Origin of the sequence: Pseudomonas sp. AU12215, from assembly GCF_001675465.2 — a bacterium.
Taxonomy (GTDB): Bacteria; Pseudomonadota; Gammaproteobacteria; order Pseudomonadales; family Pseudomonadaceae; genus Pseudomonas; species Pseudomonas nitroreducens.
Genome location: NZ_MACM02000023.1, coordinates 1 through 25,420 on the forward strand (window position 1 = coordinate 1; position 25,420 = coordinate 25,420).

The window sequence follows — 25,420 nt, forward strand, 5'->3', positions numbered from 1 at the left end:
TTTTTATGCCCGGAGAAAACATGCCTAGAATCAGCGCTGCCGATGCCGGCGGCAAGAACGTGCTCGCCTTCCTTGACATGCTGGCCTGGTCGGAAGGGACCCGGACCAGTCGCCACACCAAGGACGATGGCTATGACGTGGTGGTTGGCGGGATCAACTCGCCGAACACCTTCAGCAACTACGCCGGTCACCCGAACATCCTGGTGAAGGTCAACGACAGTGGCCTGCAGTCAACCGCCGCAGGCCGCTATCAGTTGCTGTTCCGCTGGTGGAAGCCGTACCGCGACTTGCTGCAGCTGAAGGACTTCAGCCCGGAGAACCAGGACCGGGTTGCCATCCAGCAGATCCGCGAGCGCCGTGCGCTGGCGGATATTCACGCGGGCCGGGTACGCGAGGCGATCGCCAAGTGTTCAAACATCTGGGCGAGTCTGCCTGGTGCCGGCTATGGCCAGCGCGAACACCGCCTTGAGGACCTGGTGCAGCAGTACCGCGTTGCCGGAGGGGTCGTGGCATGAGCGAAACCATAGTTTCGTTTCCGTCGGGCTTCGCTGGGGTGTCGATAAAAACGAAACCAGAGTTTAGATGGAGGCTGGCATGAGCAGCTTTATTCCGTTGTCCCCGATCCTTGAGCGTGCCGATGACCAGCTGTTCTTCCTTTGCCCAGGCTGCTCGATGCTCCACGGCGTTCGTGTCGGCCCGGGGTCGCAGCATCCGCGCTGGGACTGGAACGGCGACGTGAACAAGCCGACCTTCAGCCCGTCGATCCTGGTGACGTACTGGTGGGGTGAGCAGCGCGAGGACCGGCGCTGCCACTCCTTCGTGCGTGACGGTCGCATCGAGTTCCTGAGCGACTGCACGCATGCACTCGCCGGCCAGACGGTCGACCTGCCGGCCCTGGAGGCGTAATGGACGGTCTGACGGGTAAGCCCCTGGTGGTACTGGTGCTGGCGGCGATGATCTTCGCCGCCGGCTTCGGCTCGGCCTGGTCTTGGAGATCTGCCCAGGCCGACGCGGATCTGGCGAGCCTTGGGCTCGATCACGAAAAGGAGCGTGGGGAGATCAGCCAGGCGGTCGCCGCCGAGCTGCAGCGCCGCGCCAAGGACCGTCTAGAGCTGCAGGCACAGCTCGACGGCATCGACCAACAGCGCTACGGGGAGTTGCGCCATGCTCAAGATTTTATCGATCAGCTCGCTCGGGATCTCGCTGCTGCTCAGCGCCGGATGTTCGCCCCCGTCGTCGGCGGTAGTTGCTCCGGCGGTGGGGTGCGAGCCGGATCCGGCGGCCCCGGCCTGGATGATGGAGCCCAGTACGCCGAACTTCAGCCAGCGGCTGCAGCGGATCTTGCCCGTCTCGCCGCCGACGCCGACGCCTGCGCCGTCAAGCTGACTGCCCTGCAGGAGCGGGAGCGGGCCAGGCTGGAGCGATAGGTTAGCGAGCCGGCTCGATCAGCTGCGGGCCTTCGTGCTTCGCATTATTCGCGTCTGTGCTGACCCGGAACCATTCGAATGCTTCCGGTGGCTCGCTCTGCTGGAGCAGCATCTGCTCGGCGCGCTCCTTTGGTGTGGCCGGGTCCAGCCATTCGGCTGCAAGCTCCGGGGTCAGCACCACTGGGCGGCGGTCGTGTACATCCACAAGCCCTCCGCGTGCCTCGTCAGTGATGATCGCGCATCCGTCGTGCGCCCGCGGATCCTGTTCGCCGGTGGGAAATTGGCCGATGGCTGCAGCCAGGCACGGCAAGCCGTCACGTCTCCGAATGTAGAAGGGGAGCTTCTGCTTCGGGTCAGACTCCGCCGGAACCCACTCGAACCATCCATTGATTGGCGCGATTGCCCTATGTGGCCAGATGGCCCTCCAATAGGCGCTGTGCGCCACCTTCTCCACGCGCGCATTGGACGGCAGCTTATTGTCTGTCGCCCAATGCGGGCGCCATCCCCAGCGCACCAGGTCACCGACCAGGGTGTCGCCCTCCATGTGCAACAACATCAGCGGTTTTGATGGTGGAATGTTGTAGCGCGCCTCGATCTGCTGTCGTGCCATTGAAGGCCCTGGCAGGCGCATGATCGCCACCAGGTCCGCCCAGCTATCGAACTGCGTCACTCTTCCGCACATCATCAGTCTCCTGAATACGGCCAGCGCCTATCCCCGGCGCCCTTCGGCACAAACTCCCTCAGTTGGAACAGCTCCTGCCCGTCGCAGATGATCTTCAACCCTTCGACTACGCCGGCGACCTCACGGTCAAATTGATTCACCCAGGCATAGAGCTTCGGCGACTTATCATCCTCGATGTTTCCGAGTAGCTTCCGGTCCAGGCCTAGGTAATGCCCTTCCGGACCAACCTCTCCGACTACTTCGCCTTTGGCCAGTACGTGGTAGTAGCACCCTCGACACCAGTGCGACTCCCGTCGGATGTTGTGTTCCACCGCCCAGGAGTATTTGTTGAGGGATCTGGTGAGCATGTCCTTGCGCTCGGCCAGAGAGATCAATCCTTGCTGGTAGATCTCATTGGCTTGGGCCAGCAGGTAGTGATAGTGCTCGTCGGCGTAGTAGAGGAACGCAGTCGGGTCGCTCAGCGCGGCCTCCCAATAGGACTTCGCGCGGCTGCGATCTTGGTCGTGTTGGGTGTGGTACATGATGTGCCTCCCTTGGTAGCTGGAAGGTAATAATACTGTTTATTTGTACAGTATATGTACTGCATGACCAGCGGTAGGGAGTGCCTGCAGAACGAGCGTAGAATGCGCGCCTTCAAAATGCAGGAGGTCACCTGATGAGCCGTTGGAATCTGGCGCTGCGTCCCACCGAGGAGCGGCAGGCGATGGAGGATGAGAAGGCCCGTCTGTTCGAGTTCTGGCAGCAGAACCTAGACCGTGCGAAAGCGGACGCCGCCAAGATCCTGGCCGAGCGGGATCGGCGTAAGTCGAAGTGGAAGGAGTGGGCGCACGACCAGATGGTTGCGATGTCGCCGCCGGAGTATCAGGAGATGGTGCGCCGGGAAGTGGATCGCGGGTGACAGCTGGAAGGCCCGGTCTAGCTGGTCTGGCGCGTGCCTTTTGGCTTGTTCTAAAAGTTTAGATTGACTGCTCTATGGGTTGCCGGCGGCCACCCAGAACTCCTGGCGGGCCAGGCGCCACAAGCTGGTGACGTTAGCCGGGGCGCCATCGACGGACAGGTTCGCTGTCGGCGCGCGCCACAGTTGCACGGCCAGCCACAGCAGGTAACCGGCGCCCACCAACTTGATCGCCAGGAACAGCCAGGCCGAGGCCTGCAGTACCAGCGCCAGGCCGGAGGCGGCCAGGGCCAGCATGCCGGCGAAGGCGACCAGCCGTCCGCCACCGGCGAGGGTGGCGCGCAGCAGGCCGAAGCGCGCGGCATTGTTCAGCGATAGCAGGTTGTTCGGTCCCGGCGCCAGGTTCAGGGCGAAGCAGGCGGGGAGGAACAGGGCCCAGGCGATGCTCATCGTCCTGCGACTCAGGCCAGGGCGGCGGCGTAGAGATTGGGCTTGAAGCCGACCAGAGTGCGATCACCGAGGTCCAGCACTGGGCGCTTGATCATCGACGGCTGCGCCACCATCAGTTCGATGGCCTTGGCCTGGTCAATATCGGCCTTCTGCGTGTCGTCGAGCTTGCGGAAAGTGGTGCCGGCACGGTTCAGCACAGTCTCCCATCCATGCTCGTTGCACCATTGCTCCAGGTGCGCGCGGTCTATTCCGCTAGTCTTGTAGTCGTGGAAGGCGTAGTCGACGCCATGTTCTTCCAGCCAGGTACGGGCCTTCTTCATGGTGTCGCAGGCTTTGATTCCATACAGCGTCCGCTCGCTCACGGGGCGCTACTCCTTTTCGATGCTTTTTTCAGGCGCGGGATTATGCCATTTCCCAGCGCCTTGCGGGACGCCGCCGGGAGGCCGGCGTATTGCAACAGTTTTTTGCCCGAAGCGTGGCTGATCCGCGCCGCGATGGGTGCTTCAATGGATGGCTGTGTTGGAGTTCGACGATGCAAACCGTTTACACCGTGTTGATCCTGTTGCTGGTCGTGGGGGGAACCCGGCTCGCCGCTCAACTGATCCCGCTGCCCCTGCCGCTGATCCAGATCGTTGCCGGCGCCATGCTCGCCTGGCCGAGCCTGGGGCTGCACGTGGCGCTCGATCCCGAGCTGTTCATGTTCCTGTTCATCCCGCCGCTGCTGTTCGCCGATGGCTGGCGCATGCCCAAGGGTGAGTTCTGGAAGATGCGCTGGCCGATCCTCACCCTGGCTTTCGCCCTGGTGCTGTTCACCGTGCTCGGCGGTGGCGTCTTCATCCACCTGCTGATTCCCGAGATACCCTGGGCTGCCGCCTTCGCCCTGGCGGCGGTGCTGTCGCCGACCGATGCGCTGGCGGTCTCGGCCATCGCCCAGGACCGTCTTCCCAGGCGCCTGATGCACGTGTTGCAGGGCGAGGCGTTGATGAACGACGCCTCCGGCCTGGTCGCCTTCAAGTTCGCTATCGCCGCTGCCATGACCGGTACTTTCTCGCTGATGGACGCCAGCCTGAGCTTCCTGCTGGTGGCGGTTGGCGGGCTGGCCTGCGGGGTGTTCATCAGCTGGCTGCTGGGGCGCATTCGCGCCTGGATGATCCGTCGCGGCTGGGATGATCCGGCGACGCACGTGGTGCTGATGCTGCTGTTGCCCTTCGCCTGCTACATGATCGCCGAGGAGCTGGGGGTGTCCGGCATCCTGGCGGCGGTGGCGGCCGGCATGATGCAGAGCTGGGCCGACCTGCTGCCGCGGCAGACCAACACGCGCCTGCTCAACCGCAGCGTCTGGTCGATGCTCGAGTTCGCCTTCAACGGCGTGGTGTTCCTGCTGCTGGGCCTGCAGTTGCCGGACATCCTGAAATCGGTCTCCCACCATGCCGATGACGTGATGTGGCGCTCGTCGCTGCTGCTGTTCTACGTGCTGGCGGTGTTCGCCGTGCTGATCCTGCTGCGTTTCGGCTGGGTCTGGTGTTACTGGAAGGTGTCGGTGCGCTTCGAGCAGTGGTGGGGGATAGAGCTGGGCGGTCGTTCGGGCGAGCCGGTACTGCGGTTGTCGGCAATCTCGGCGCTGGGCGGGGTGCGCGGGGCGGTGACGCTGGCCGGCGTGCTCTCGGTACCGCTGCTGTTGCTCGATGGTTCGGCCTTCCCGCAGCGCGACCTGATCATCTTCATCGCCACCGGGGTGATCCTGGTGTCGCTGATCGCCGCCACCATCGGCCTGCCGATCCTTCTGCGCGGCCTGCCGGCAGCCAGCAATGACCAGCGCGAGCGCGAAGTGCAGTCGGTGTGGCGCAAGACCGCGGTGGCGGCCATCCACATGCTGGAAGGCGAGGAAATGCCCACTCGCGACGGTGCGGATGCCGACGAAGCGGCGCGCCTGGCAGAGGTGAAGGCGCGGCTGATGGCCGAGTATCGCCACGAACTGGACCCGGCGCCGGACTCCCAGGAAGCCCGCGAGCGCGCTCGCAGCCTGGAACTGGCCGATCAGGCGCTGCGCATCAAGGCGCTGCGGGCGCAGCGCCTTGAGCTGTACCGCATGCGTCGTGAGCATGAGATCGACGACGAGACCATGCGCGAGGTGCTGGGCGAGCTGGACAGCCAGGAAGCCTGGGTGACCAGCAAGGCGGGGCGCTGGGTGTAGTGGTGCTCTTGTAGGAACGAGCTTGCTCGCGAACCGCTTGGCTCTGGATCTGCCGGATCGCTCTGTTCGCGAGCAAGGACTGGGCGTCCCCCTCGGTCCTACAGGGTGTGCAACCTCAGAGGCTCTGTACGTACTGCTTGATCCGCTCGGCTGCTTCCACGCATTCCGCCAGTGGTGCCACCAGCGCCATGCGCACGCGGTTGGCGCCAGGATTCTCGCCGTTCACTTCGCGCGACAGGTAGGAGCCCGGCACCACGGTGACGTGTTGCGCATCGAACAGGCCGCGGCAGAACTCGGTGTCGGCAACCGGTGTTTTCGCCCACAGGTAGAAGCTGCCGTCCGGGCGCTGCACGTCGAGCACGCCGCCGAGGATGTCCAGCACGGCGTCAAACTTCTCGCGGTACAGGTCGCGGTTGGCGCGCACGTGGTCCTCGTCCTTCCAGGCAGCGACGCTGGCCAGTTGGGTCTGAACCGGCATGGCGCAGCCGTGGTAGGTGCGGTACAGGAGGAATTTATTCAGAACCTCGGCATCGCCGGCGACGAAGCCCGAGCGCAGGCCCGGCAGGTTGGAGCGCTTGGACAGGCTGTGGAATACCACGCAGCGCTTGAAGTCGTTGCGGCCCAGTTCGGCGCAGGCGCTCAGCAGGCCGGCCGGCGGGTTCTGCTCGTCGAAGTACAGCTCGCTGTAGCACTCGTCGGCGGCGATCACAAAGTCGTGCTGGTCGGCCAGGGCGATCAGCTTCTTCAGGGTTTCCAGCGGCACCAGCGCACCGGTGGGGTTGCCCGGCGAGCAGAGGAAGAGGATCTGGCAGCGCGCCCAGATGTCGGCCGGCACGGCGTCGAAGTCCGGGTTGAAGCCGTTGTCTTCCAGGCACGGCAGGTAGTGCGGCTCGGCGCCGGCCAGCAGGGCCGCGCCTTCGTAGATCTGGTAGAACGGGTTCGGGCTGATCACCAGACCCTTGGCGTTGCGGTCGACCACGGTCTGGGTGAAGGCGAACAGCGCTTCGCGGGTGCCGTTCACCGGCAGCACGTGGCGCGCAGCCTCCAGCCAGCCGGCCGGTACCTTGAAGCGGCGCTCGCACCAGGCGGCAATGGCTTCGCGCAGGGCGGGGATACCCAGGGTGGTCGGATAGACGGCCAACTGGTCGAGGCTATCGGCCAGGGCCTTGGCGACGAACTCTGGCGAGCGGTGCTTGGGTTCGCCGATGGACAGCGCGATCGGCTTCAGCTCCGCCGGCGGCTGGGCGCCGGCCAGCAGGGCGCGGAGCTTCTCGAAGGGGTAGGGCTGGAGCGAGTCGAGGGCAGGATTCATGGGCAAGGCTCTTTCTTTCTAAAGTCTGACTAAATGCTGATGCGTACCGGCATGCTCTGCTGGCCGCCGTCGGAAAGGATATCGACCAGGGCGGTCTGGATGCGCTTGCACAGCTCGGGGTCGGAGAGCGGCTGGTTGTGCGCATCGGTGACGAAGAACACGTCTTCCACGCGTTCGCCCAGTGTGGCGATCTTGGCGTTCTGCACCGACAGGTCGAAGTCCAGGAACAGCCCGCCGATCCGCGCGAGCAGGCCGGGGCGGTCCGGTGCTATCACTTCGAGCACGCTGACCTGACGCGCCGCGTCGGTGGAAATGGTCACCTGCGGGTTGAAGGCGAAGTGCTTGAGCTGGCGCGGCACCCGGCGCTGGATGATGGTCGGGTACTCGTCCGGGTCCTTCAGCGCGTTGACCAAACCTTCGCGAATTTCCTCGACTCGGCTGGGATTGTTGCCGATCGATCCGCCATCGGCGTCGAGCACTATGTAGGTGTCGAGGGTGAACAGGCTGGTGGAGGTGATGATCCGCGCGTCCTGAATGTTCAGGTTGAGCTGGTCCATCGCGGCCACGGTCACGGCGAAGAAGTCATGCTGGTCGCCGGCATAGATGAAGATCTGCGTGCCACCCTCGAATTCGCGCTGGGCGGTTTCCTTGATCAGCACCAGCGGGGTGCCGTCGTCCGGATGCTGGAGGATGGCTTCGGTGTGCCAGGCCACGTCGGCTGCGCTGTGGCGCAGGAAATAGTCGTCGCCCAGTTGGCTCCAGAGCTGCTCGGCGTCGTCCTGGTCGATACCGCCGCGCACCAGGATGTCGATGGCTGCGCTCTGTGTCTGGCGAATCTGCTCCTCGCGGTCGACCGGGTTCTCCAGGCCGCGTCGCAGGGCGCGCTTGGTCTCGGTATAGAGCTGGCGCAGCAGGCTGGCGCGCCAGGAGTTCCACAAGGTCGGGTTGGTGGCGTTGATGTCGGCCACGGTGAGTACGTAGAGGTAGTCCAGGTAGGTCTGGTTGCCCATCAGCTGGGCGAAGTCGTAGATCACCTGCGGGTCGGACAGGTCCTTGCGCTGGGCGGTGGTGGACATGATCAGGTGGTTCTGCACCAGCCAGGACACCAGGTTGGTGTCCCACGGCGGCAACTGATGGCGCTGGCAGAAGTGCTCGGCGTCCACCGCGCCCAGTTCCGAGTGGTCGCCGCCGCGGCCCTTGGCGATGTCATGGTAGAGGCCGGCGATGTAGATCAGCTCGGGCTTGGGCAGGCGCTCCATGATCTTGCTGGCCAGCGGGTACTTCTCCGCCATGTCCGGGCGGCGCAGCTTGCGCAGATGCTTGATCAGGTTGAGGGTGTGCGCATCCACCGTATAGATGTGGAACAGGTCGTGCTGCATCTGCCCGACGATCAGGCCGAACTCCGGCAGGTAGCGGCCGAGGATGCCGTAGCGGTTCATCCGCCGCAGGTTGCGGTGGATGCCTTCCTTGCACTTGAACAGCTCGATGAACAGGCTGGTGTTGCGAATGTCGTGGCGGAAGTCGTCGTCGATCAGGTGGCGGCTGTCGCGCAGCAGACGGATCGTATCGGCGCGCACGCCCTTGATCTCGGGGTGCTGGGCGAGCAGCACGAAGATTTCCAGCAGGGCGAACGGGGTGCGCTTGAAAACGTTGGCGTGGGTGACTTCCAGGTAGCCGTCGCGCAGCTGGAAGCGACTGTTGAGCGGCAGGATCTGGCCGTTCTCGCCGGCCCGCAGTATCACTTCCTCGAAGTGCTGCATGATCAGGTCGTTCAGCTCGGACACCGCCATCACCACGCGGTAGTACTTCTGCATGAAGCGCTCGACGGCCAGCTTGGCGTCGTTGCCTTCATAACCGAGCATCCCGGCAATGCGCCGCTGATGGTCGAACAGCAGCCGGTCCTCGGCGCGGCCGGCGAGCATGTGCAGGGCGTAGCGGACCTTCCAGAGGAATTCCTGGCTGGAGGCCAGCACCGCGCACTCGCTCTCGACCAGGAACCCCTCGCGCACCAGGGCGTGCAGGTTGAGGCTGCCGAAATGCCGGCGGGCGACCCAGAGCAGCGTCTGGATGTCGCGCAGGCCGCCGGGCGAGCCCTTCACGTTGGGTTCGAGGTTGTATTCGGTGTCGTTGTATTTGGTGTGGCGGTGAATCTGCTCCTTGCGCTTGGCCAGGTAGAACTGGCCGCTGGGCCACATCTGCTTGGCGCTGGTGGCTTCGAGCATGCGCTGACGCAGGCTGTCCGGGCCGGAAATGGTCCGGCACTCCATCAGGTTGGTGACCACGGTGAGGTCCGCGCGCGCTTCCTCGGCGCACTCGGCCACCGAGCGTACGCTCTGGCCGACTTCCAGGCCGATGTCCCAGAGCAGGGTGAGGAAGCCTTCGATGGGCTCGCGGAAGATTTCCTGGTCTTCGCTGTCCAGCAGGATCAGCAGGTCGATGTCCGAGTGCGGGTGCAATTCGCCGCGGCCATAGCCGCCCACGGCGACCAGCGCGATGTCGGCGTCGTCGCCCCAGTCAAAGCGATTCCAGGCCTGCTGCAGGATCTGGTCGACGAACCAGGCGCGGTCCTCGATCAGCCGACGGATATCGCGGCCGCCGTTGAAGCGGCTATCCAGCACTTCGTTGGCCTGACGAATGGCCTTCTTGAAGGCGGCGATGGGGCTGGATTTGAGGGCCAGTTCCGCCTGGAACTGCCCACGGTCGAACAACTCGGGATCCACCTGCGGCATGGCGGCCTTCCTGATCAATGGCTTAGGGGAGGGCAGGGGCAAGAGGGCGGTCGGGCCTGGGCGCTTGGCGCCAGGCCCGGCAGCTGTGCCGGGCCGGGATTTCTATGTTCTACCCAGCCGTCGGCGAGATTGCAAACCGCTTCCGGTCAGGCCGGCGTGCGCGGGAAGCTTTCGTCGTTGCGCAGGGTCAGGATCTCGTAGCCGTCGGCGGTGACCAGCACGGTGTGCTCCCACTGCGCGGACAGCTTGCGGTCCTTGGTGATGGCGGTCCAGCCGTCGCCGAGCAGGCGGGTTTCCGCGCGGCCCTGGTTGATCATCGGCTCGATGGTGAAGATCATGCCTTCCTTGAGTTCCAGGCCGGTGCCGGCGCGGCCGTAGTGCAGCACTTGCGGCTCTTCGTGGAACACCTTGCCGATGCCGTGGCCGCAATACTCGCGTACCACGGAGAAGCCGTTCTTCTCGGCGTATTTCTGGATCACTTCGCCGATGTCGCCCAGGCGTGCGCCCGGTTTGACCAGCGCAATGCCCTTGTACAGGCATTCCTGGGTGATCTGGCATAGGCGGTCAGCCCATTCCGGGGTCTTGCCCACCGAGAACATCTTGCTGGTGTCGCCGTGGTAGCCGTCCTTGATGACGGTGACATCGATGTTGACGATGTCGCCTTCCTTGAGCGGCTTCTCGTTGGGAATGCCGTGGCACACCACGTGGTTGATCGAGGTGCAGATCGACTTGGGGAAGCCCTTGTAGTTCAGCGGCGCGGGAATGGCCTTCTGCACGTTGACGATGTAGTCGTGGCAGAGACGGTCCAACTCATCGGTGGTGACGCCGGGCTTGACGTGTTCGCCGATCATTTCCAGCACTTCGGCGGCCAGGCGGCCGGCGACGCGCATTTTCTCGATGTCTTCGGGCGTCTTGATGGTGACGGTCATGCGACTTCTCTATCAGGCGCTGCGTACGCGCGGGTAAATAAGAGGAATACGCAAGTCTATCAGATTCGGTGCCTTTCTATTAAGGGCGGGCGGCCGACCGGGCTGTTCGGACGAGGCGGTGGGGAGATGCCGGGCGTCCTTCCGGGTTTTGTTCTGGCCGAGGTTGTGGTATAAAGCGCCCCGCTCCGGAGGCTACGGCCATTCCGGGGCATTAACCCACACATGCATCGACACGATGGCCTGGGTGCCCTGCGACACAGTCGAAGGGTTGGCCGTTGGGATGCATGGAGGCCTAACCCGACTTATCGAGGAACTATCATGTCCCAAGTCAATATGCGCGATATGCTGAAGGCCGGTGTGCACTTCGGCCACCAGACCCGTTACTGGAACCCGAAAATGGGCAAGTTCATTTTCGGCGCGCGCAACAAGATCCACATCATCAACCTCGAAAAAACCCTGCCGATGTTCAACGAGGCCCTGACCTTCGTTGAGCGCCTGGCCCAGGGCAAGAACAAGATCCTGTTCGTCGGCACCAAGCGTTCCGCTGGCAAGATCGTTCGCGAAGAAGCTGCCCGTTGCGGCATGCCGTACGTCGACCATCGTTGGCTGGGCGGCATGCTCACCAACTACAAGACCATCCGTCAGTCGATCAAGCGTCTGCGCGAGCTGGAAGTTCAGTCCCAGGACGGTACTTTCGCCAAGCTGACCAAGAAAGAAGCCCTGATGCGCAGCCGTGATCTGGAAAAACTGGATCGCAGCCTGGGCGGCATCAAGGACATGGGCGGCCTGCCGGACGCTCTGTTCGTGATCGACGTTGACCATGAGCGCATTGCTATCACCGAAGCCAACAAGCTGGGTATCCCGGTCATTGGCGTCGTCGATACCAACAGCAGCCCGGAAGGCGTTGACTATGTTATCCCGGGTAACGACGACGCCATTCGCGCCGTACAGCTGTACCTGGGCTCCATGGCCGAAGCCGTACTGCGTGGCAAGAGCGCCGGTGGCGTGACTGCTGACGAGTTCGTAGAAGAAGCGCCGGCCGAATCCGCCGAAGGCTGATTCCAGGACGTCCAGACGTCCTGCGGTGCGCGGAAAGGGGGCTAGGCCCCCTTTTTGCCACCCTGTAAATTCCGCCCGGGCAGCCGGGCGATCTGGTTTTGAGAGCAACTCAAGAGGATTTCGAAATGGCAGAAATTACTGCAGCACTGGTCAAGGAACTGCGTGAGCGTACCGGCCAGGGCATGATGGAGTGCAAGAAGGCACTGGTAGCCGCCGAAGGCGATATCGAAAAAGCCATCGACGACATGCGTGCTTCCGGCGCCATCAAGGCTGCCAAGAAGGCTGGCAACATCGCCGCCGAAGGCGCCATCGCCGCCAAAGTGGCTGATGATGCCAAGTCCGCTACCATCATCGAAGTCAACTCGCAGACCGACTTCCTGGCCCTGCAGGACGACTTCAAGAACTTCGTGGCTGCCAGCCTGGACAAGGCCGTTGCTCAGAAGCTGACCGACGCTGCTCCGCTGATCGCCGAGCAAGAGTCCGCTCGTGAAGCCCTGGTTGCCAAGTGCGGCGAGAACGTCAACATCCGTCGTCTGGCTCGCGCCGAAGGTGACGTGGTTGGCGCCTACCTGCACGGTCACCGCATCGGCGTTCTGGTCACCCTGAAGGGCGGCAACGCTGAACTGGCTCGCGACATCGCCATGCACATCGCTGCCAGCAACCCGCAGTTCCTGGATCCGTCGCAGGTTTCCGAAGAAGCCGTTGCCAAAGAGAAGGAAATCTTCCTCGCTCTGAACGCCGACAAGATCGCCGGCAAGCCGGAAAACATCGTGGAGAACATGGTCAAGGGCCGTATTTCGAAGTTCCTGGCCGAAGCCAGCCTGGTCGAGCAGGCGTTCGTCAAGGACCCGGAAGTCAAGGTCGGTGACCTGGCCAAGAAAGCCGGCGCTGAAATCGTTTCCTTCGTTCGCTTCGAAGTAGGCGAGGGCATCGAGAAGGTCGAAGCCGACTTTGCTGCCGAGGTTGCTGCTCAAGTAGCCGCTTCCAAGCAGTAATAGACAGTCTCACGACTGTCGCCCCGCAAGAGGCTGCCCGCTAACGCGCGCGGCCTCTTTGCCAAACTGGGGAAGCCAAAAGGGCTGGCTTCCACGGCGCAGGCCCGCCAGGCGGGCTCAAAGGCGCCGTAAGGCTGGCTGGTCCAAGCTTTCCGCAAGGCGCCCACAAGGCGCACAGCATTCAATCGCCGCAGGAGAAAAAGGTCATGGCTCAGCAGCTGAGCGCTCGTCAACCTCGCTATAAACGCATTCTTCTAAAATTGAGCGGCGAAGCCCTGATGGGCTCGGAGGAGTTCGGCATCGATCCCAAGGTGCTGGACCGCATGGCGCTGGAGATCGGCCAGCTCGTCGGTATCGGCGTGCAGGTCGGCCTGGTGATCGGTGGCGGCAACCTCTTCCGCGGCGCGGCGCTGTCCGCAGCGGGCATGGATCGCGTCACCGGCGACCATATGGGCATGCTCGCCACCGTGATGAACGGCCTGGCCATGCGCGACGCCCTGGAGCGTTCCAATATCACCGCCATCGTCATGTCCGCCATTTCCATGGTCGGCGTGACCGACCACTACGACCGCCGCAAGGCCATGCGCCACCTGAAGAGCGGCGAAGTGGTGATTTTCTCTGCCGGTACGGGCAACCCGTTCTTTACCACTGACTCCGCCGCCTGCCTGCGCGCCATCGAAATAGATGCTGACGTAGTACTCAAGGCGACCAAGGTGGACGGCGTGTACACTGCCGATCCGTTCAAGGACCCGAATGCCGAGAAGTTCGAGCGTCTGACGTACGATGAAGTGCTCGATCGCAAGCTGGGTGTGATGGACCTCACTGCCATCTGCCTGTGCCGGGACCAGAAAATGCCGCTGCGCGTGTTCAACATGAACAAGCCCGGCGCGCTGCTGAATATTGTTGTAGGTGGTGCTGAAGGCACCCTGATCGAGGAGGATTGAGATGATCAACGAGATCAAGAAGGAAGCACAGGATCGTATGGGCAAGACCCTGGAAGCCCTGGGACATGCCTTCGCCAAGATTCGTACCGGCCGTGCGCACCCGAGCATCCTGGATAGCGTGATGGTGTCCTACTACGGTTCCGACACTCCGCTGCGCCAGGTGGCCAACGTCACCGTGGAAGATTCCCGCACCCTGGCCCTCAGCGTCTTCGACAAGACCATGATCCAGGCGGTCGAGAAGGCCATCATGACCTCCGACCTGGGCCTGAATCCGGCCACCGCCGGCACCACCATTCGCGTCCCGATGCCGGCCCTGACCGAGGAGACCCGCAAAGGCTTCACCAAGCAGGCTCGCGCCGAGGCGGAGCAGGCCCGTGTTTCCGTACGCAACATCCGTCGTGATGCGCTGGCACAGCTCAAGGACCTGCAGAAAGAGAAGGAAATCAGCGAGGACGAAGAGCGCCGCGCCGGCGACGACGTGCAGAAGATCACCGACAAGTTCGTCGCCGAGATCGAAAAGGCCCTCGAGGCCAAGGAAGCGGATCTGATGGCCGTCTGACGGCCGGGCTCTCGTCATGGAAAAGACCAAGCAGGTGACGCCCGTGCCCCGGCACGTGGCGATCATCATGGACGGCAACAACCGCTGGGCGAAGAAACGCCTGATGCCTGGCGTGGCCGGGCACAAGGCTGGGGTGGATGCCGTCCGTGCGGTGATCAAGACCTGCGCCGAGGCCGGCGTTGAGGTGTTGACGCTGTTCGCCTTCTCCAGCGAGAACTGGCAGCGCCCGGCCGAAGAGGTCGGCGCGCTGATGGAGCTGTTCCTCATGGCCCTGCGCCGCGAGGTTCGCAAGCTCAGCGCCAATGGCATCCGCCTGCGCATCATCGGCGATCGCAGTCGCTTCGCCCCTGAATTGCAGGCGGCGATGCGCGAAGCCGAGGCGCTGACGGCCAATGGCTCCAGCATGTTGCTGCAGGTGGCGGCCAACTATGGTGGCCAGTGGGACATCACCCAGGCCGCCCAACGCCTCGCTCGCGAAGTGCAGGCGGGGCATCTGGCGCCGGACGATATTTCCCCGGAATTGATCCAGGGTTGCCTGACCACCGGCGACCAGCCGTTGCCCGACCTGTGCATCCGTACGGGTGGCGAGCACCGCATCAGCAACTTCCTTCTCTGGCAGCTGGCTTACGCCGAGCTGTATTTCTCCGATCTCTACTGGCCCGACTTCAAGCACGAAGCCATGCAGGCTGCGTTGCAGGACTTCGCCTCTCGTCAGCGCCGCTTCGGCAAGACCAGTGAGCAGGTCGAGGCCGAGGCACCTCCCTCATGTTGAAACAACGAATCATCACGGCGCTGGTCCTGTTGCCGATCGCGCTGGGTGGTTTCTTCCTGCTCGACGGTGCGGCGTTCTCGCTGTTCATTGGTCTGGTGGTCAGCCTGGGAGCCTGGGAATGGGCGCGCCTGGCGGGTTACAATGAGCAGTCCGCCCGCGTCGGCTATGCCGCGGTGGTTGCCGGGTTGATGCTCGTGCTGGCCTGGCTGCCGCAGCTGGCGGGCGCCGTACTGGTTCTGGCGCTGCTGTGGTGGGCGCTGGCGATCGTGATGGTGCTGACTTACCCGGACAGCGCCTCGAGTTGGGGCGGCCGCTGGCGCCGCCTGCTGATCGGCCTGCTGATCCTGCTGCCGGCCTGGCAGGGCCTGGTGCTGCTCAAGCAGTGGCCGCTGTCCAACTGGCTGATCGTTGCGGTGATGGTGCTGGTCTGGGCCGCCGACATCGGTGCTTACTTCTCCGGCAAGGCCTTCGGCAAGCGCAAGCTCGCTCCGCGCGTCAGCCCGGGGAAGAGCTGGGAAGGTTTCTTCGGTGGCATGGCGCTTTGCCTGGTAATCACCGTCGTCGTCGCCATCTACCGCGATTGGACCGTCCGTGAGTTGCTGCTGGCGCTGCCGTGCGCGGCCATCGTGGTAGCCCTGTCGGTCATCGGCGATCTAACCGAGAGCATGTTCAAGCGCCAGTCAGGCCTCAAGGACAGTAGCAACCTGCTGCCTGGCCATGGCGGCGTGCTGGACCGCATCGACAGCCTGACCGCTGCGATTCCGGTGTTCACCGCGCTGTTGTGGGCCGTGGGCTGGGGTGCTCCGTGAGTCATCCTCTGTGGATTACCGTGCTGGGGGCGACGGGCTCGATCGGTCTCAGCACCCTCGACGTCATCGGACGTCATCCTGATCGTTACCGCGTCTTCGCCCTCAGCGGCTTTTCCCGTCTGGCAGAGCTCGAAGCGCTGTGTGTGTGCCATCGTCCGCGCTTTGTCGTGGTGCCGGAGAAGGAGCAGGCGCAGGCCCTTCAGGATCGCCTGAATTCCGCTGGCTTGCAGGCTCGCGTGCTGGTGGGGGAGGCCGGGCTTTGCGAGGTTTCCGCGCATCCTGAAGTGGATGCGGTGATGGCCGCCATCGTCGGTGCTGCCGGCCTCAAGCCCACTCTGGCCGCCGTCGAGGCGGGCAAGCGGGTATTGCTGGCCAACAAAGAGGCGTTGGTGATGTCCGGCGCCCTGTTCATGGACGCCGTGCGCGCCAGTGGTGCGGTGCTGCTGCCCATCGACAGCGAACACAACGCGATCTTCCAGTGCATGCCGGCGGATTATGCTCGCGGACTGGGACAGGTCGGCGTTCGGCGTATCCTGCTGACCGCCTCGGGTGGGCCCTTCCGCGAGACGCCGCTGAAGCAATTGCTCGAGGTTTCCCCTGAGCAGGCTTGCGCCCACCCCAACTGGTCGATGGGGCGGAAGATTTCCGTCGACTCGGCCAGCATGATGAACAAGGGCCTGGAGCTGATCGAGGCCTGCTGGCTGTTCGACGCTGCGCCATCGAAGGTCGAGGTGGTGATCCATCCGCAGAGCGTGATTCATTCGCTGGTGGACTATGTTGACGGCTCGGTGCTGGCCCAGCTGGGCAACCCGGACATGCGCACCCCCATCGCCCATGCGCTGGCCTGGCCGCAGCGGATCGATTCTGGGGTTTCGCCGCTGGATCTGTTCTCCATTGCTCGCCTGGACTTCAGTGCGCCCGACGAACAGCGTTTTCCCTGTCTGCGCCTGGCGCGTCAGGCTGCTGAGGCTGGCGGCAGTGTGCCGGCGATGCTCAATGCGGCAAACGAAGTGGCCGTTGCCGCTTTCCTCGAGCGGCGCATCCGCTTCACGGATATCCCGGTTATCATCGATGAAGTGCTGAACCGCGAGGTGCGCACGCCGGTCGAATCGCTCGATGCGGTGCTGATGGCTGACCGACGTGCGCGCGGTGCAGCGCAGGCGTGGTTGCAGGAGCGCGGGCATTGAGGCCGAGGAGGTAGCGATGAGCGCCCTTTATATGGTGGTGGGACTGATTGTCGCCCTGGGCGTACTGGTCACCTTCCACGAGTTCGGACACTTCTGGGTTGCCCGCCGCTGCGGGGTCAAAGTCCTGCGTTTCTCCGTGGGCTTCGGCACGCCGCTGGTGCGCTGGCATGACCGCCATGGCACCGAGTTCGTCGTAGCCGCCATTCCCTTGGGCGGCTACGTGAAGATGCTGGACGAGCGTGAGGGTGATGTCCCTGCCGAGTTGCTCGACCGTGCCTTCAATCGCAAGACCGTGTTCCAGCGCATCGCTATCGTGGCGGCCGGTCCGGTGGCCAACTTCCTACTCGCCATCCTGTTCTTCTGGGTGCTGGCCATGCTTGGCAGCCAGCAGATCAAGCCGGTCATCGGCTCTGTGGTGGCGGATAGCCCGGCGGCCATCGCTGGGTTGGCGTCCGGCCAGGAAGTCGTTGCCGTGGACGGCGAAGCCGTCGATGGCTGGAGCGGCGTCAACCTGCAACTGGTACGCCGCCTCGGTGAAACGGGCGAGCTGAGCGTCACGGTGCTGGAGAAGGGGTCGAGCGTTCCCGCGGTGCACCAGGTCCGCATCAGCTCCTGGCTGAAGAACGAAGACAATCCCGATCCCATCGGTGGGCTGGGGATCCAGCCCTGGCGACCCTCTGTCGCACCGCTGATTGCCGAGCTGGACGAAAAGGGCCCTGCCAAGGCTGCCGGCCTGCAGATCGGTGATCGGATCGTCACTCTTGACGGTCGGCAGGTCACGGATTGGCAAGAAGTGGTCTCGCGTGTACGCGCCATGCCAGAGCGCAAGGTGATCCTGGAGGTCGAGCGCGCCGGCCGGAACCAGGAGCTTGCCTTGACCCTGGCGGCCAAAGGCGAGGGCAAGGCCCGCACGGGCTACCTGGGCGCGGGTGTCGCCGGTGGTCAATGGCCGCCCGAAATGCTCCGTGAAGTGAGCTATGGGCCGGTGGCCGCGGTGGGGCAGGCGCTCTCCCGAACCTGGTCCATGAGCCTGCTAACTCTGGATTCTCTAAAGAAAATGGTGCTTGGGCAGCTCTCGGTAAAAAACTTGAGCGGGCCGATAACCATTGCTAAAGTGGCGGGCGCTTCAGCCCAGTCCGGCGTAGGGGATTTTCTGCATTTCCTCGCCTATCTGAGCATCAGCTTGGGGGTTCTCAACCTGTTGCCGATTCCTGTTCTCGATGGCGGGCATCTGCTGTTCTACATGGTCGAGTGGGTGCGAGGTCGCCCATTGTCGGAGCGGGTCCAGGCTTGGGGGATGCAGATTGGCATCAGCCTGGTAGTCGGGGTCATGTTGTTGGCCCTGGTCAACGATCTGAGTCGACTGTAACCGCCATTGGATTTTCGGATCTGCCGCCTTTTGCGGCAGATTCTCTATTTGTCAGTTGGAATAAAAGGACTCCATGAAACGCTTTCTGCTTCCCGCGGCCCTTTCCGCGCTGATGATCGCCCAGGTTCACGCCGAGTCCTTCACTGTTTCCGATATCCGGGTCAACGGCCTCCAGCGCGTGTCTGCCGGCAGCGTGTTCGCCGCATTGCCGTTGAACGTCGGCGAGCAGATCGATGATCGCCGCCTGGTCGAAGCGACCCGCTCGCTGTTCAAGACCGGTTTCTTCCAGGACATCCAGCTCAGCCGTGATGGCAATGTGCTGATCGTCAACGTGGTGGAGCGCCCGTCCATCTCCAGCATCGAGATCGAGGGCAACAAGGCCATCACCACCGAAGACCTGATGAAGGGGCTGAAGCAATCCGGCCTCTCCGAAGGCGAAATCTTCCAGCGTGCGACCCTTGAGGGCGTACGCAACGAGCTGCAGCGCCAGTACGTGGCCCAGGGTCGCTACTCCGCCGAGATCGAGACCGAAGTGGTGCCGCAGCCGCGCAACCGTGTGGCGCTGAAGATCAACATCAACGAAGGCACCGTGGCGGCCATCGCCCATGTCAACGTGGTGGGCAACACCGTCTTCTCCGAAGAAGACCTGACCGATCTGTTCGAGCTCAAGACCACCAACTGGCTGTCCTTCTTCAAGAACGACGACAAGTATTCCCGCGAGAAGCTCTCCGGCGACCTGGAGCGCCTGCGCTCCTACTACCTGGACCGCGGCTACATCCACATGGATATCGCCTCCACCCAGGTCTCCATCACCCCGGACAAGAAGCACGTCTACATCACCGTCAACGTCAACGAAGGTGAGAAGTACACCGTCAGCGACGTGAAGCTCTCCGGCGACCTGAAGGTGCCGGAAGAGGAAGTGAAGAAGCTGCTGCTGGTGAAGAAGGGCCAGGTGTTCTCCCGCAAGGTGATGACCACCACTTCCGACCTCATCACCCGTCGCCTGGGTAACGAGGGCTACACCTTCGCCAACGTCAACGGCGTACCCGAGCCGAACGACGAGAACAAGACCGTGTCGATCACCTACGTGGTCGACCCGGGCAAGCGCGCCTACGTCAACCGCATCAACTTCCGTGGCAATACCAAGACCGAGGACGAAGTACTCCGTCGCGAAATGCGCCAGATGGAAGGCGGCTGGGCGTCGACCTACCTGATCGACCAGTCCAAGCAGCGCCTGGAGCGCCTGGGCTACTTCAAGGAAGTCAACGTCGAGACTCCGGCCGTACCGGGCACCGACGACCAGGTGGACGTCAACTACAGCGTGGAAGAGCAACCTTCCGGCTCGATCACCGCGAGCGTGGGCTTCGCCCAGAGCGCCGGTCTGATCCTCGGTGGCTCGATCAGCCAGAACAACTTCCTGGGTACCGGTAACAAGGTCAGCATCGGCCTGACCAAGTCCGACTACCAGACCCGCTACAACTTCGGCTTCGTCGACCCCTACTGGACCGTCGACGGCGTGAGCCTGGGCTACAACGCCTTCTACCGCAAGACCGACTACGACAAGCTCGACGTCGACGTTTCCAGCTACTCGGTCAACAGTCTGGGTGCCGGGGTCAGTATTGGTTACCCGATCAGCGAGACTTCTCGCTTGACCTACGGCCTGACCGTTCAGCGCGACGAAATCGACACTGGTGCCTACACCGTCGACGAGATCTTCGACTTCATCGAGAAGGAAGGCGACAGCTTCACCAACTTCAAGGCGTCCATCGGTTGGTCCGAATCGACCCTGAACAAGGGCGTGCTGGCCAACCGTGGTCACTCGCAGAGCCTGGTGCTGGAAACCACCATTCCAGGCAGCGACCTGTCGTTCTACAAGCTTGACTACCGTGGCCAGATCTTCGCGCCGCTGACCGAAAACTACACGATGCGCTTCCACACCGAGCTCGGTTACGGCGGCGCATACGGCGACACCGATCGTCTGCCGTTCTACGAGAACTACTACGCCGGCGGCTTCAACTCGGTGCGTGGCTTCAAGGACAGCTCCCTCGGTCCGCGCAGTACGCCCAGTAAAGCTCGTAATAACGGTGATGGGCCGGATGACCAGGGCCGCTACACCGACCCGGATCAGGATCCGCAAGCCTTCGGTGGTAACATCATGATCACCGGCGGTGCCGAACTGCTGTTCCCGCTGCCCTTCGTGAAGGATCAGCGCCAACTGCGTACCGTGCTGTTCTACGACATCGGTAACGTGTTCGATACCGACTGTCCGATCTCGACTACCCAGGGTTGTGACGGTGTCAAGTTCCAGGACATGGCCATGTCCGCGGGTGTGGGCCTGACCTGGATTACCGCACTGGGCCCGCTCAGCTTCAGCCTGGCGACCCCGATCAAGAAGCCGGACAACGCCGAAACCCAGATCTTCCAGTTCTCCCTGGGACAGACCTTCTAATTGGCCGTATCGTTGTAATGACAACCATGCTTTGTGCAGGAGTGCATTGTGCGTAAGTTGACCCAGTTCGTCTTGATCACCGCCGCCCTGGCAGCGAGCCCCGCGTTCGCCGACATGAAGATCGCGGTGCTCAACTATCAGATGGCACTCCTCGAGTCGGATGCGGCCAAGCAGTACGCCGTGGACGCCGAGAAGAAGTTCGGCCCCCAACTGACCAAGCTCAAGGCCCTGGAAACCGATGCCAAGGCCTTGCAGGACAAGCTGGTCAATGGTGGCAGCAAGATGTCCAACGCCGAGCGTGAAAAGGCCGAAGGCGACTTCAAGCAGAAGGCCCGCGACTTCCAGTTCCAGTCCAAGGAGCTGAACGAAGCCAAGGCCGTCGCCGACCGCGACATGCTGAAGAAGCTCAAGCCGAAGCTGGACCAGGCTGTGGAGGAAACCATCAAGAAGGGTGGTTTTGACCTCGTGGTCGAGCGTGGTGCCGTGGTCGACGTGAAGCCGCAGTACGACATCACCCGCCAAGTCATCGAGCGCATGAACCAACTGCGCTGATGATGACCGAGCTGTCCTTTACCCTCGCCGAACTGGCCGCGCAGCTCGATGCCGAGTTGCGCGGCGATCCCGCCTTGGTTATTCGCGGGTTGGCTACCTTGCAAGAGGCAGGGGCTGACCAGCTCAGCTTCCTGGCCAATCCGCAGTACCGCAAGTTCCTTCCCGACAGCCAGGCCGGTGCCGTCCTGCTGACGGTGGCAGATGCCGAAGGCTTCACCGGTAATGCACTGGTCGTCGCCAATCCCTACCTGGCCTATGCCGGCCTGTCCCACCAGTTCGACCGCAAGCCCAAGGCTCCGGTCGGCATTCATCCCACTGCGGTGGTCGATGAAGGGGCTCAGGTCGACGCAACCGCCAGTGTCGGTCCCTATGCGGTGATCGAGGCGGGCGCGCAGATTGGCGCCAACGTGACCATCGGTGCCCATTGCTTCGTCGGCGCGCGCAGCGTGATCGGCGAGGGCGGCTGGTTGGCGCCCCGCGTAACGCTCTACCACGACGTGCGCATCGGCAAGCGCGTGGTGATCCAGTCGGGTGCCGTGCTGGGTGGCGAGGGCTTCGGCTTCGCCAACCACCAGGGTGTCTGGCAGAAGATCGCGCAGATCGGCGGCGTCACCCTGGGTGATGACGTCGAGATCGGTGCCAACACCACCATCGACCGTGGTGCGCTGTCCGATACCATCGTGGGCAATGGCGTGAAGCTGGATAACCAGATCATGATCGCCCACAACGTGCAGATCGGTGACCACACCGCCATGGCCGGCTGCTGCGGGATTTCCGGCAGCGCCAAGATCGGCAAGCACTGCATGCTCGCCGGCGGTGTCGGCCTGGTTGGCCATATCGAGATCTGCGACAACGTCTTCGTCACCGGCATGACCATGGTGACCCGCTCGATCACCGAGCCGGGCTCCTACTCCTCCGGTACCGCCATGCAGCCTGCGGCTGAATGGAAGAAGAGTGCCGCGCGCATTCGTCAGCTGGATGACATGGCCCGTCGTCTGCAGCAGCTGGAAAAGCGCCTGGCCGCCGTGACCCCAAGCGGAGACGCTCCATCAGATGCGTGATCCACGCATTTTTGGCGTTTCCCTTTTCTGAACAGGCTCCCCTGAACATGATGGACATCAACGAGATTCGCGAATACCTGCCTCATCGCTACCCCTTCCTGCTGGTGGATCGGGTGGTCGAGCTGGACATCGAAGGCAAGCGCATTCGCGCCTACAAGAATGTCAGCATCAACGAGCCGTTCTTCAATGGCCACTTCCCGCAGCATCCGATCATGCCGGGCGTGCTGATCATCGAGGCCATGGCCCAGGCCGCCGGCATCCTCGGCTTCAAGATGCTCGACGTGAAGCCGGCCGATGGCACCCTGTACTACTTCGTCGGTTCCGACAAGCTGCGCTTCCGCCAGCCGGTGTTGCCGGGTGATCAGCTGCAGCTCAACGCCCAGTTCCTCAGCGTCAAGCGCGGCATCTGGAAGTTCGACTGCAACGCCACCGTGGACGGCAAGCCGGTTTGCTCGGCTGAAATCATCTGTGCGGAACGCAAACTATGAGTTTGATCGATCCTCGCGCCATCATCGACCCGCGCGCAAAGCTGGCTGACGACGTAGAAGTGGGCCCCTGGTCCATGGTCGGGCCGGATGTGGAGATCGGCGAAGGTACGGTGATCGGTCCCCACGTGGTGGTCAAAGGCCCCACGAAGATCGGCAAGCACAATCGGATTTTCCAGTTCTCCAGCGTGGGTGAAGATACCCCCGACCTGAAGTACAAGGGCGAACCGACTCGCCTGGTGATCGGCGACCACAACGTGATCCGCGAGGGTGTCACCATTCATCGCGGCACTATCCAGGACCGCTCGGAAACCACCATTGGCGACCACAACCTGTTCATGGCCTACGTCCATGTCGGCCATGACAGTGTGATCGGCAACCATTGCATCCTGGTGAACAACACCGCGCTGGCGGGTCATGTTCACGTGGATGACTGGGCAATCCTCTCCGGTTATACCCTGGTGCATCAGTTCTGCCGTATCGGCGCCCACGCCTTCTCGGGCATGGGAACCACCATCGGCAAGGACGTCCCGGCCTATGTTACGGTCTTCGGCAACCCCGCCGAGGCCCGCAGCATGAACTTCGAGGGCCTGCGCCGTCGTGGTTTCAGCGCCGAGTCGATCCAGGCGCTGCGCCGGGCCTACAAGGTGGTCTACCGCCAGGGCCTGACGGTGGACGAGGCGCTGGCCGAACTGGCTGAAGCCTCCGCGCAGTTCCCGGAAGTCGCGGTGTTCCGCGATTCCATCCAGAGCTCCACCCGCGGCATCACTCGCTGACCATGCAAAGCACCGCACGCAAGCTGCGCGTCGCCCTGGTCGCGGGCGAGGCGTCCGGCGATATCCTCGGCTCCGGTCTCATGCAGGCGCTCAGGCAGCGCCACCCCGACATCGAGTTCATCGGTGTCGGCGGCCCGCGCATGGAGGCCGAAGGGCTGGAGTCGCACTTCCCCATGGAACGCCTCTCTGTCATGGGGCTGTTCGAGGTCCTCGGGCGCCTGCGCGAACTGCTGCGCCGGCGCAAGGACCTGGTGCAGATGCTGATCGCGGCGAAGCCGGATGTGTTCATCGGCATCGATGCGCCGGACTTCAACCTGAACATCGAACTGAAGCTGCGCCAAGCAGGCATCCGCACGGTGCACTACGTCAGCCCGTCGGTCTGGGCCTGGCGGCAGAAGCGTGTGCTGAAGATCAAGCAAGCCTGTGACCTTATGCTGGCGCTCTTCCCCTTCGAAGCGCGCTTCTACGAAGAGCATGCGGTGCCGGTGCGCTTTGTCGGCCATCCGCTGGCCAATACCATCCCCCTGGAGGCTGATCGTGCCGGTGCGCGCGAGCGCCTTGGCCTGCCGCAGGACGCCAGCGTCGTGGCACTTCTGCCTGGCAGTCGGGGAGGGGAGGTCGGCAAGCTCGGCGTGCTGTTCCTGGATACTGCCCAGCGCCTGCTCCAGGATCGCCCTGGCCTGCGTTTCGTGTTGCCCTGTGCCAGTCCCGAGCGTCGCCTGCAGATCGAAGAGATGCTCGCCGGTCGCGATTTGCCGGTGCAACTGCTCGACGGCGCTTCCCACGAGGCCCTCGCAGCCTGCGATGCCGTGCTGATCGCCTCTGGTACTGCCACGTTGGAAGCGCTGCTGTACAAGCGGCCGATGGTCGTTGCCTACAAGGTGGCGCCCATGACCTACCGCATTCTCAAGCGCCTGGTGAAGAGTCCGTACATCTCGCTGCCGAACCTGCTGGCCGGCCGACTGTTGGTGCCGGAACTGATCCAGGATGCGGCGACGCCCGAGGCGCTGGCCGCGACCCTGACGCCGCTGCTCGACGACGGCAGCGTGCAGACCGAACCCTTCGACGCCATCCATCGCGCCCTGCGCCAGGATGCGTCAGCGCAGGCCGCCGAGGCGGTGCTCGCCCTGATGGAGAAACACTGATGCAGATGGGCCTGGACTTCACCCTTGTCGAAGAGCTGGTCGCCGGTGTCGATGAGGTTGGCCGTGGTCCGCTGTGCGGTCCCGTGGTCACCGCTGCGGTGATTCTCGATCCGGCGCGGCCAATCAACGGGTTGAACGATTCCAAGAAGCTCACCGAAGCCAAGCGGGAAAAACTCTTCGACGAGATTCGCGAGAAAGCCCTGGCCTGGTGCATCGCCCGAGCGGACGTCCACGAGATCGACCAGCTCAACATCCTTCACGCCACCATGCTCGCCATGCAGCGCGCGGTGGAAGGCCTCGGCGTCACGCCGAAACTGGCGCTGATCGACGGCAATCGTTGCCCGAAGCTTAAAGTCCCTTCGGCGCCGGTGGTGCAGGGTGACGCCAAGGTTCCGGCCATCGCCGCCGCCTCGATCCTGGCCAAGGTCAGCCGCGACCGCGAGATGCAGGAAATGGAAGCGCAGTACCCAGGCTACGGCATCGGTGGGCACAAGGGCTATCCCACTCCCGTGCACCTCGAAGCTCTCAAGCGCCTGGGCCCCACGCCCATTCATCGCCGTTCGTTCGGCCCGGTGCGCGCTTTGCTCGAAGACGCCGGCGGCATCCTGTAACGCCCTGTTATTACTCTGAAAATACTCCT

The 25,420-nt window shown here is 63.3% G+C and carries 26 protein-coding genes and 1 pseudogene; 20 read left to right on the forward strand and 7 right to left on the reverse strand.

What is annotated here, in order from left to right; genetic code table 11:
- The first annotated feature begins 20 nt into the window (after positions 1–20).
- From A9513_RS06395 to A9513_RS06405, 3 genes are all read left to right on the forward strand, one after another.
- Positions 21–515 carry a glycoside hydrolase family 104 protein gene (locus A9513_RS06395; protein ID WP_065084279.1) on the forward strand — a complete coding sequence of 165 codons (495 nt, stop codon included), beginning with the start codon at positions 21–23 and terminating at the stop codon, positions 513–515.
- 79 nt (positions 516–594) lie between these two features.
- Entirely contained in the window at positions 595–906 is a 312-nt protein-coding gene (locus A9513_RS06400) for a DUF6527 family protein (protein WP_065084280.1), read from the forward strand.
- Positions 906–1,427 carry a lysis system i-spanin subunit Rz gene (locus A9513_RS06405; RefSeq protein ID WP_065084281.1) on the forward strand — a complete coding sequence of 174 codons (522 nt, stop codon included), beginning with the start codon at positions 906–908 and terminating at the stop codon, positions 1,425–1,427. Before A9513_RS06400 ends, A9513_RS06405 begins: the two co-directional genes overlap by 1 nt.
- 1 nt (position 1,428) lies before the next feature.
- Here the strand turns inward: A9513_RS06405 and A9513_RS06410 are convergent, their stop codons facing one another.
- Entirely contained in the window at positions 1,429–2,097 is a 669-nt protein-coding gene (locus A9513_RS06410; protein WP_338125321.1) for an SOS response-associated peptidase, read from the reverse strand.
- Between the two features lie 14 nt (positions 2,098–2,111).
- Positions 2,112–2,630, reverse strand: coding sequence for a hypothetical protein (locus tag A9513_RS06415; RefSeq protein WP_065084283.1), 519 nt, complete (start codon positions 2,628–2,630; stop codon positions 2,112–2,114).
- 134 nt (positions 2,631–2,764) lie between these two features.
- On the opposite strand from A9513_RS06415, the gene A9513_RS06420 reads away from it, so the two are divergent.
- On the forward strand, positions 2,765–3,007 hold the full coding sequence (locus A9513_RS06420) for a hypothetical protein (protein ID WP_065084284.1): 243 nt from the start codon (positions 2,765–2,767) through the stop codon (positions 3,005–3,007).
- 75 nt (positions 3,008–3,082) lie between these two features.
- Here A9513_RS06420 and A9513_RS06425 read toward each other — a convergent pair.
- Together A9513_RS06425 and A9513_RS06430 are read right to left on the reverse strand one after the other, a co-directional pair.
- Positions 3,083–3,454, reverse strand: a pseudogene (locus A9513_RS06425) (LysE family translocator); the annotation flags it as partial.
- A gap of 11 nt (positions 3,455–3,465) precedes the next feature.
- Positions 3,466–3,816, reverse strand: a complete 351-nt coding sequence (locus A9513_RS06430; RefSeq protein WP_083196035.1) for an ArsC family reductase — start codon at positions 3,814–3,816, stop codon at positions 3,466–3,468.
- 170 nt (positions 3,817–3,986) lie between these two features.
- Here A9513_RS06430 and A9513_RS06435 point away from each other — a divergent pair, with 170 nt between their 5' ends.
- Complete coding sequence (locus tag A9513_RS06435; RefSeq protein ID WP_038803398.1) at positions 3,987–5,648, forward strand: Na+/H+ antiporter; 1,662 nt, start codon at positions 3,987–3,989, stop codon at positions 5,646–5,648.
- 115 nt (positions 5,649–5,763) lie between these two features.
- On the opposite strand, the gene dapC is transcribed toward A9513_RS06435, so the two are convergent.
- The 3 genes from dapC to map all read right to left on the reverse strand — a co-directional run bounded on the left by dapC (position 5,764) and on the right by map (position 10,618).
- Positions 5,764–6,960, reverse strand: a complete 1,197-nt coding sequence (gene dapC, locus A9513_RS06440; RefSeq protein WP_065084285.1) for a succinyldiaminopimelate transaminase — start codon at positions 6,958–6,960, stop codon at positions 5,764–5,766.
- A gap of 29 nt (positions 6,961–6,989) precedes the next feature.
- A complete protein-coding gene (locus A9513_RS06445) occupies positions 6,990–9,689 on the reverse strand; it encodes a [protein-PII] uridylyltransferase (protein WP_065084286.1) in 2,700 nt (899 codons plus the stop codon).
- Positions 9,690–9,835: 146 nt separating this feature from the next.
- The gene (gene map, locus A9513_RS06450; RefSeq protein WP_024766086.1) at positions 9,836–10,618 is read right to left on the reverse strand and encodes a type I methionyl aminopeptidase; all 783 of its coding nucleotides are present in this window, start codon (positions 10,616–10,618) and stop codon (positions 9,836–9,838) included.
- 318 nt (positions 10,619–10,936) lie between these two features.
- On the opposite strand from map, the gene rpsB reads away from it, so the two are divergent.
- The 15 genes from rpsB to rnhB all read left to right on the forward strand — a co-directional run bounded on the left by rpsB (position 10,937) and on the right by rnhB (position 25,391).
- A complete protein-coding gene (gene rpsB / locus A9513_RS06455; RefSeq protein ID WP_024766085.1) occupies positions 10,937–11,677 on the forward strand; it encodes a 30S ribosomal protein S2 in 741 nt (246 codons plus the stop codon).
- Positions 11,678–11,802: 125 nt separating this feature from the next.
- Entirely contained in the window at positions 11,803–12,672 is an 870-nt protein-coding gene (gene tsf, locus A9513_RS06460; protein ID WP_024766084.1) for a translation elongation factor Ts, read from the forward strand.
- A 206-nt stretch (positions 12,673–12,878) separates the two neighbouring features.
- Positions 12,879–13,616, forward strand: a complete 738-nt coding sequence (gene pyrH / locus A9513_RS06465; RefSeq protein WP_017521181.1) for a UMP kinase — start codon at positions 12,879–12,881, stop codon at positions 13,614–13,616.
- A gap of 1 nt (position 13,617) precedes the next feature.
- Complete coding sequence (gene frr / locus A9513_RS06470; RefSeq protein WP_024766083.1) at positions 13,618–14,175, forward strand: ribosome recycling factor; 558 nt, start codon at positions 13,618–13,620, stop codon at positions 14,173–14,175.
- Between the two features lie 16 nt (positions 14,176–14,191).
- Entirely contained in the window at positions 14,192–14,947 is a 756-nt protein-coding gene (gene uppS, locus A9513_RS06475; RefSeq protein ID WP_037009545.1) for a polyprenyl diphosphate synthase, read from the forward strand.
- Positions 14,941–15,756, forward strand: coding sequence for a phosphatidate cytidylyltransferase (locus A9513_RS06480; protein ID WP_024766081.1), 816 nt, complete (start codon positions 14,941–14,943; stop codon positions 15,754–15,756). Before uppS ends, A9513_RS06480 begins: the two co-directional genes overlap by 7 nt.
- A complete protein-coding gene (gene ispC, locus A9513_RS06485) occupies positions 15,753–16,943 on the forward strand; it encodes a 1-deoxy-D-xylulose-5-phosphate reductoisomerase (RefSeq protein ID WP_065084287.1) in 1,191 nt (396 codons plus the stop codon). The genes A9513_RS06480 and ispC overlap by 4 nt, the downstream gene beginning before the upstream one ends.
- Positions 16,944–16,959: 16 nt before the next feature.
- Positions 16,960–18,312: a sigma E protease regulator RseP gene (rseP, locus tag A9513_RS06490; RefSeq protein WP_065084288.1), complete on the forward strand. Its 1,353-nt coding sequence runs from the start codon at positions 16,960–16,962 to the stop codon at positions 18,310–18,312.
- A 73-nt stretch (positions 18,313–18,385) separates the two neighbouring features.
- Positions 18,386–20,761 (forward strand): outer membrane protein assembly factor BamA, encoded by a 2,376-nt coding sequence (bamA, locus tag A9513_RS06495; protein ID WP_065084289.1) that lies wholly within the window; start codon positions 18,386–18,388, stop codon positions 20,759–20,761.
- 48 nt (positions 20,762–20,809) lie between these two features.
- Positions 20,810–21,313 (forward strand): OmpH family outer membrane protein, encoded by a 504-nt coding sequence (locus A9513_RS06500; RefSeq protein ID WP_024766077.1) that lies wholly within the window; start codon positions 20,810–20,812, stop codon positions 21,311–21,313.
- Positions 21,313–22,374, forward strand: coding sequence for a UDP-3-O-(3-hydroxymyristoyl)glucosamine N-acyltransferase (lpxD, locus tag A9513_RS06505; RefSeq protein ID WP_065084290.1), 1,062 nt, complete (start codon positions 21,313–21,315; stop codon positions 22,372–22,374). The genes A9513_RS06500 and lpxD overlap by 1 nt, the downstream gene beginning before the upstream one ends.
- A 47-nt stretch (positions 22,375–22,421) precedes the next feature.
- Entirely contained in the window at positions 22,422–22,862 is a 441-nt protein-coding gene (gene fabZ, locus A9513_RS06510) for a 3-hydroxyacyl-ACP dehydratase FabZ (protein WP_024766076.1), read from the forward strand.
- Complete coding sequence (lpxA, locus tag A9513_RS06515; RefSeq protein WP_024766075.1) at positions 22,859–23,635, forward strand: acyl-ACP--UDP-N-acetylglucosamine O-acyltransferase; 777 nt, start codon at positions 22,859–22,861, stop codon at positions 23,633–23,635. The genes fabZ and lpxA overlap by 4 nt, the downstream gene beginning before the upstream one ends.
- Before the next feature lie 2 nt (positions 23,636–23,637).
- The gene (lpxB, locus tag A9513_RS06520) at positions 23,638–24,780 is read left to right on the forward strand and encodes a lipid-A-disaccharide synthase (RefSeq protein WP_065084291.1); all 1,143 of its coding nucleotides are present in this window, start codon (positions 23,638–23,640) and stop codon (positions 24,778–24,780) included.
- Entirely contained in the window at positions 24,780–25,391 is a 612-nt protein-coding gene (gene rnhB / locus A9513_RS06525; protein WP_065084292.1) for a ribonuclease HII, read from the forward strand. The genes lpxB and rnhB overlap by 1 nt, the downstream gene beginning before the upstream one ends.
- The last annotated feature ends 29 nt before the right edge of the window (positions 25,392–25,420 follow it).

What these genes read in the sequence shown, in the direction of transcription:
- bamA (WP_065084289.1), top strand. Translation starts at nt 18,386, where the DNA reads ATGAAACGCTTTCTGCTTCCCGCGGCCCTTTCCGCGCTGATGATCGCC.
- lpxA (WP_024766075.1), top strand. Translation starts at nt 22,859, where the DNA reads ATGAGTTTGATCGATCCTCGCGCCATCATCGACCCGCGCGCAAAGCTG.
- A9513_RS06395 (WP_065084279.1), top strand. Translation starts at nt 21, where the DNA reads ATGCCTAGAATCAGCGCTGCCGATGCCGGCGGCAAGAACGTGCTCGCC.
- dapC (WP_065084285.1), bottom strand. Translation starts at nt 6,960, where the DNA reads ATGAATCCTGCCCTCGACTCGCTCCAGCCCTACCCCTTCGAGAAGCTC.
- pyrH (WP_017521181.1), top strand. Translation starts at nt 12,879, where the DNA reads ATGGCTCAGCAGCTGAGCGCTCGTCAACCTCGCTATAAACGCATTCTT.
- lpxB (WP_065084291.1), top strand. Translation starts at nt 23,638, where the DNA reads ATGCAAAGCACCGCACGCAAGCTGCGCGTCGCCCTGGTCGCGGGCGAG.
- A9513_RS06400 (WP_065084280.1), top strand. Translation starts at nt 595, where the DNA reads ATGAGCAGCTTTATTCCGTTGTCCCCGATCCTTGAGCGTGCCGATGAC.
- rseP (WP_065084288.1), top strand. Translation starts at nt 16,960, where the DNA reads ATGAGCGCCCTTTATATGGTGGTGGGACTGATTGTCGCCCTGGGCGTA.
- tsf (WP_024766084.1), top strand. Translation starts at nt 11,803, where the DNA reads ATGGCAGAAATTACTGCAGCACTGGTCAAGGAACTGCGTGAGCGTACC.
- map (WP_024766086.1), bottom strand. Translation starts at nt 10,618, where the DNA reads ATGACCGTCACCATCAAGACGCCCGAAGACATCGAGAAAATGCGCGTC.
- A9513_RS06445 (WP_065084286.1), bottom strand. Translation starts at nt 9,689, where the DNA reads ATGCCGCAGGTGGATCCCGAGTTGTTCGACCGTGGGCAGTTCCAGGCG.
- fabZ (WP_024766076.1), top strand. Translation starts at nt 22,422, where the DNA reads ATGATGGACATCAACGAGATTCGCGAATACCTGCCTCATCGCTACCCC.
- A9513_RS06405 (WP_065084281.1), top strand. Translation starts at nt 906, where the DNA reads ATGGACGGTCTGACGGGTAAGCCCCTGGTGGTACTGGTGCTGGCGGCG.
- lpxD (WP_065084290.1), top strand. Translation starts at nt 21,313, where the DNA reads ATGATGACCGAGCTGTCCTTTACCCTCGCCGAACTGGCCGCGCAGCTC.
- rnhB (WP_065084292.1), top strand. Translation starts at nt 24,780, where the DNA reads ATGCAGATGGGCCTGGACTTCACCCTTGTCGAAGAGCTGGTCGCCGGT.
- rpsB (WP_024766085.1), top strand. Translation starts at nt 10,937, where the DNA reads ATGTCCCAAGTCAATATGCGCGATATGCTGAAGGCCGGTGTGCACTTC.
- uppS (WP_037009545.1), top strand. Translation starts at nt 14,192, where the DNA reads ATGGAAAAGACCAAGCAGGTGACGCCCGTGCCCCGGCACGTGGCGATC.
- frr (WP_024766083.1), top strand. Translation starts at nt 13,618, where the DNA reads ATGATCAACGAGATCAAGAAGGAAGCACAGGATCGTATGGGCAAGACC.
- A9513_RS06435 (WP_038803398.1), top strand. Translation starts at nt 3,987, where the DNA reads ATGCAAACCGTTTACACCGTGTTGATCCTGTTGCTGGTCGTGGGGGGA.
- A9513_RS06420 (WP_065084284.1), top strand. Translation starts at nt 2,765, where the DNA reads ATGAGCCGTTGGAATCTGGCGCTGCGTCCCACCGAGGAGCGGCAGGCG.
- A9513_RS06415 (WP_065084283.1), bottom strand. Translation starts at nt 2,630, where the DNA reads ATGTACCACACCCAACACGACCAAGATCGCAGCCGCGCGAAGTCCTAT.
- A9513_RS06480 (WP_024766081.1), top strand. Translation starts at nt 14,941, where the DNA reads ATGTTGAAACAACGAATCATCACGGCGCTGGTCCTGTTGCCGATCGCG.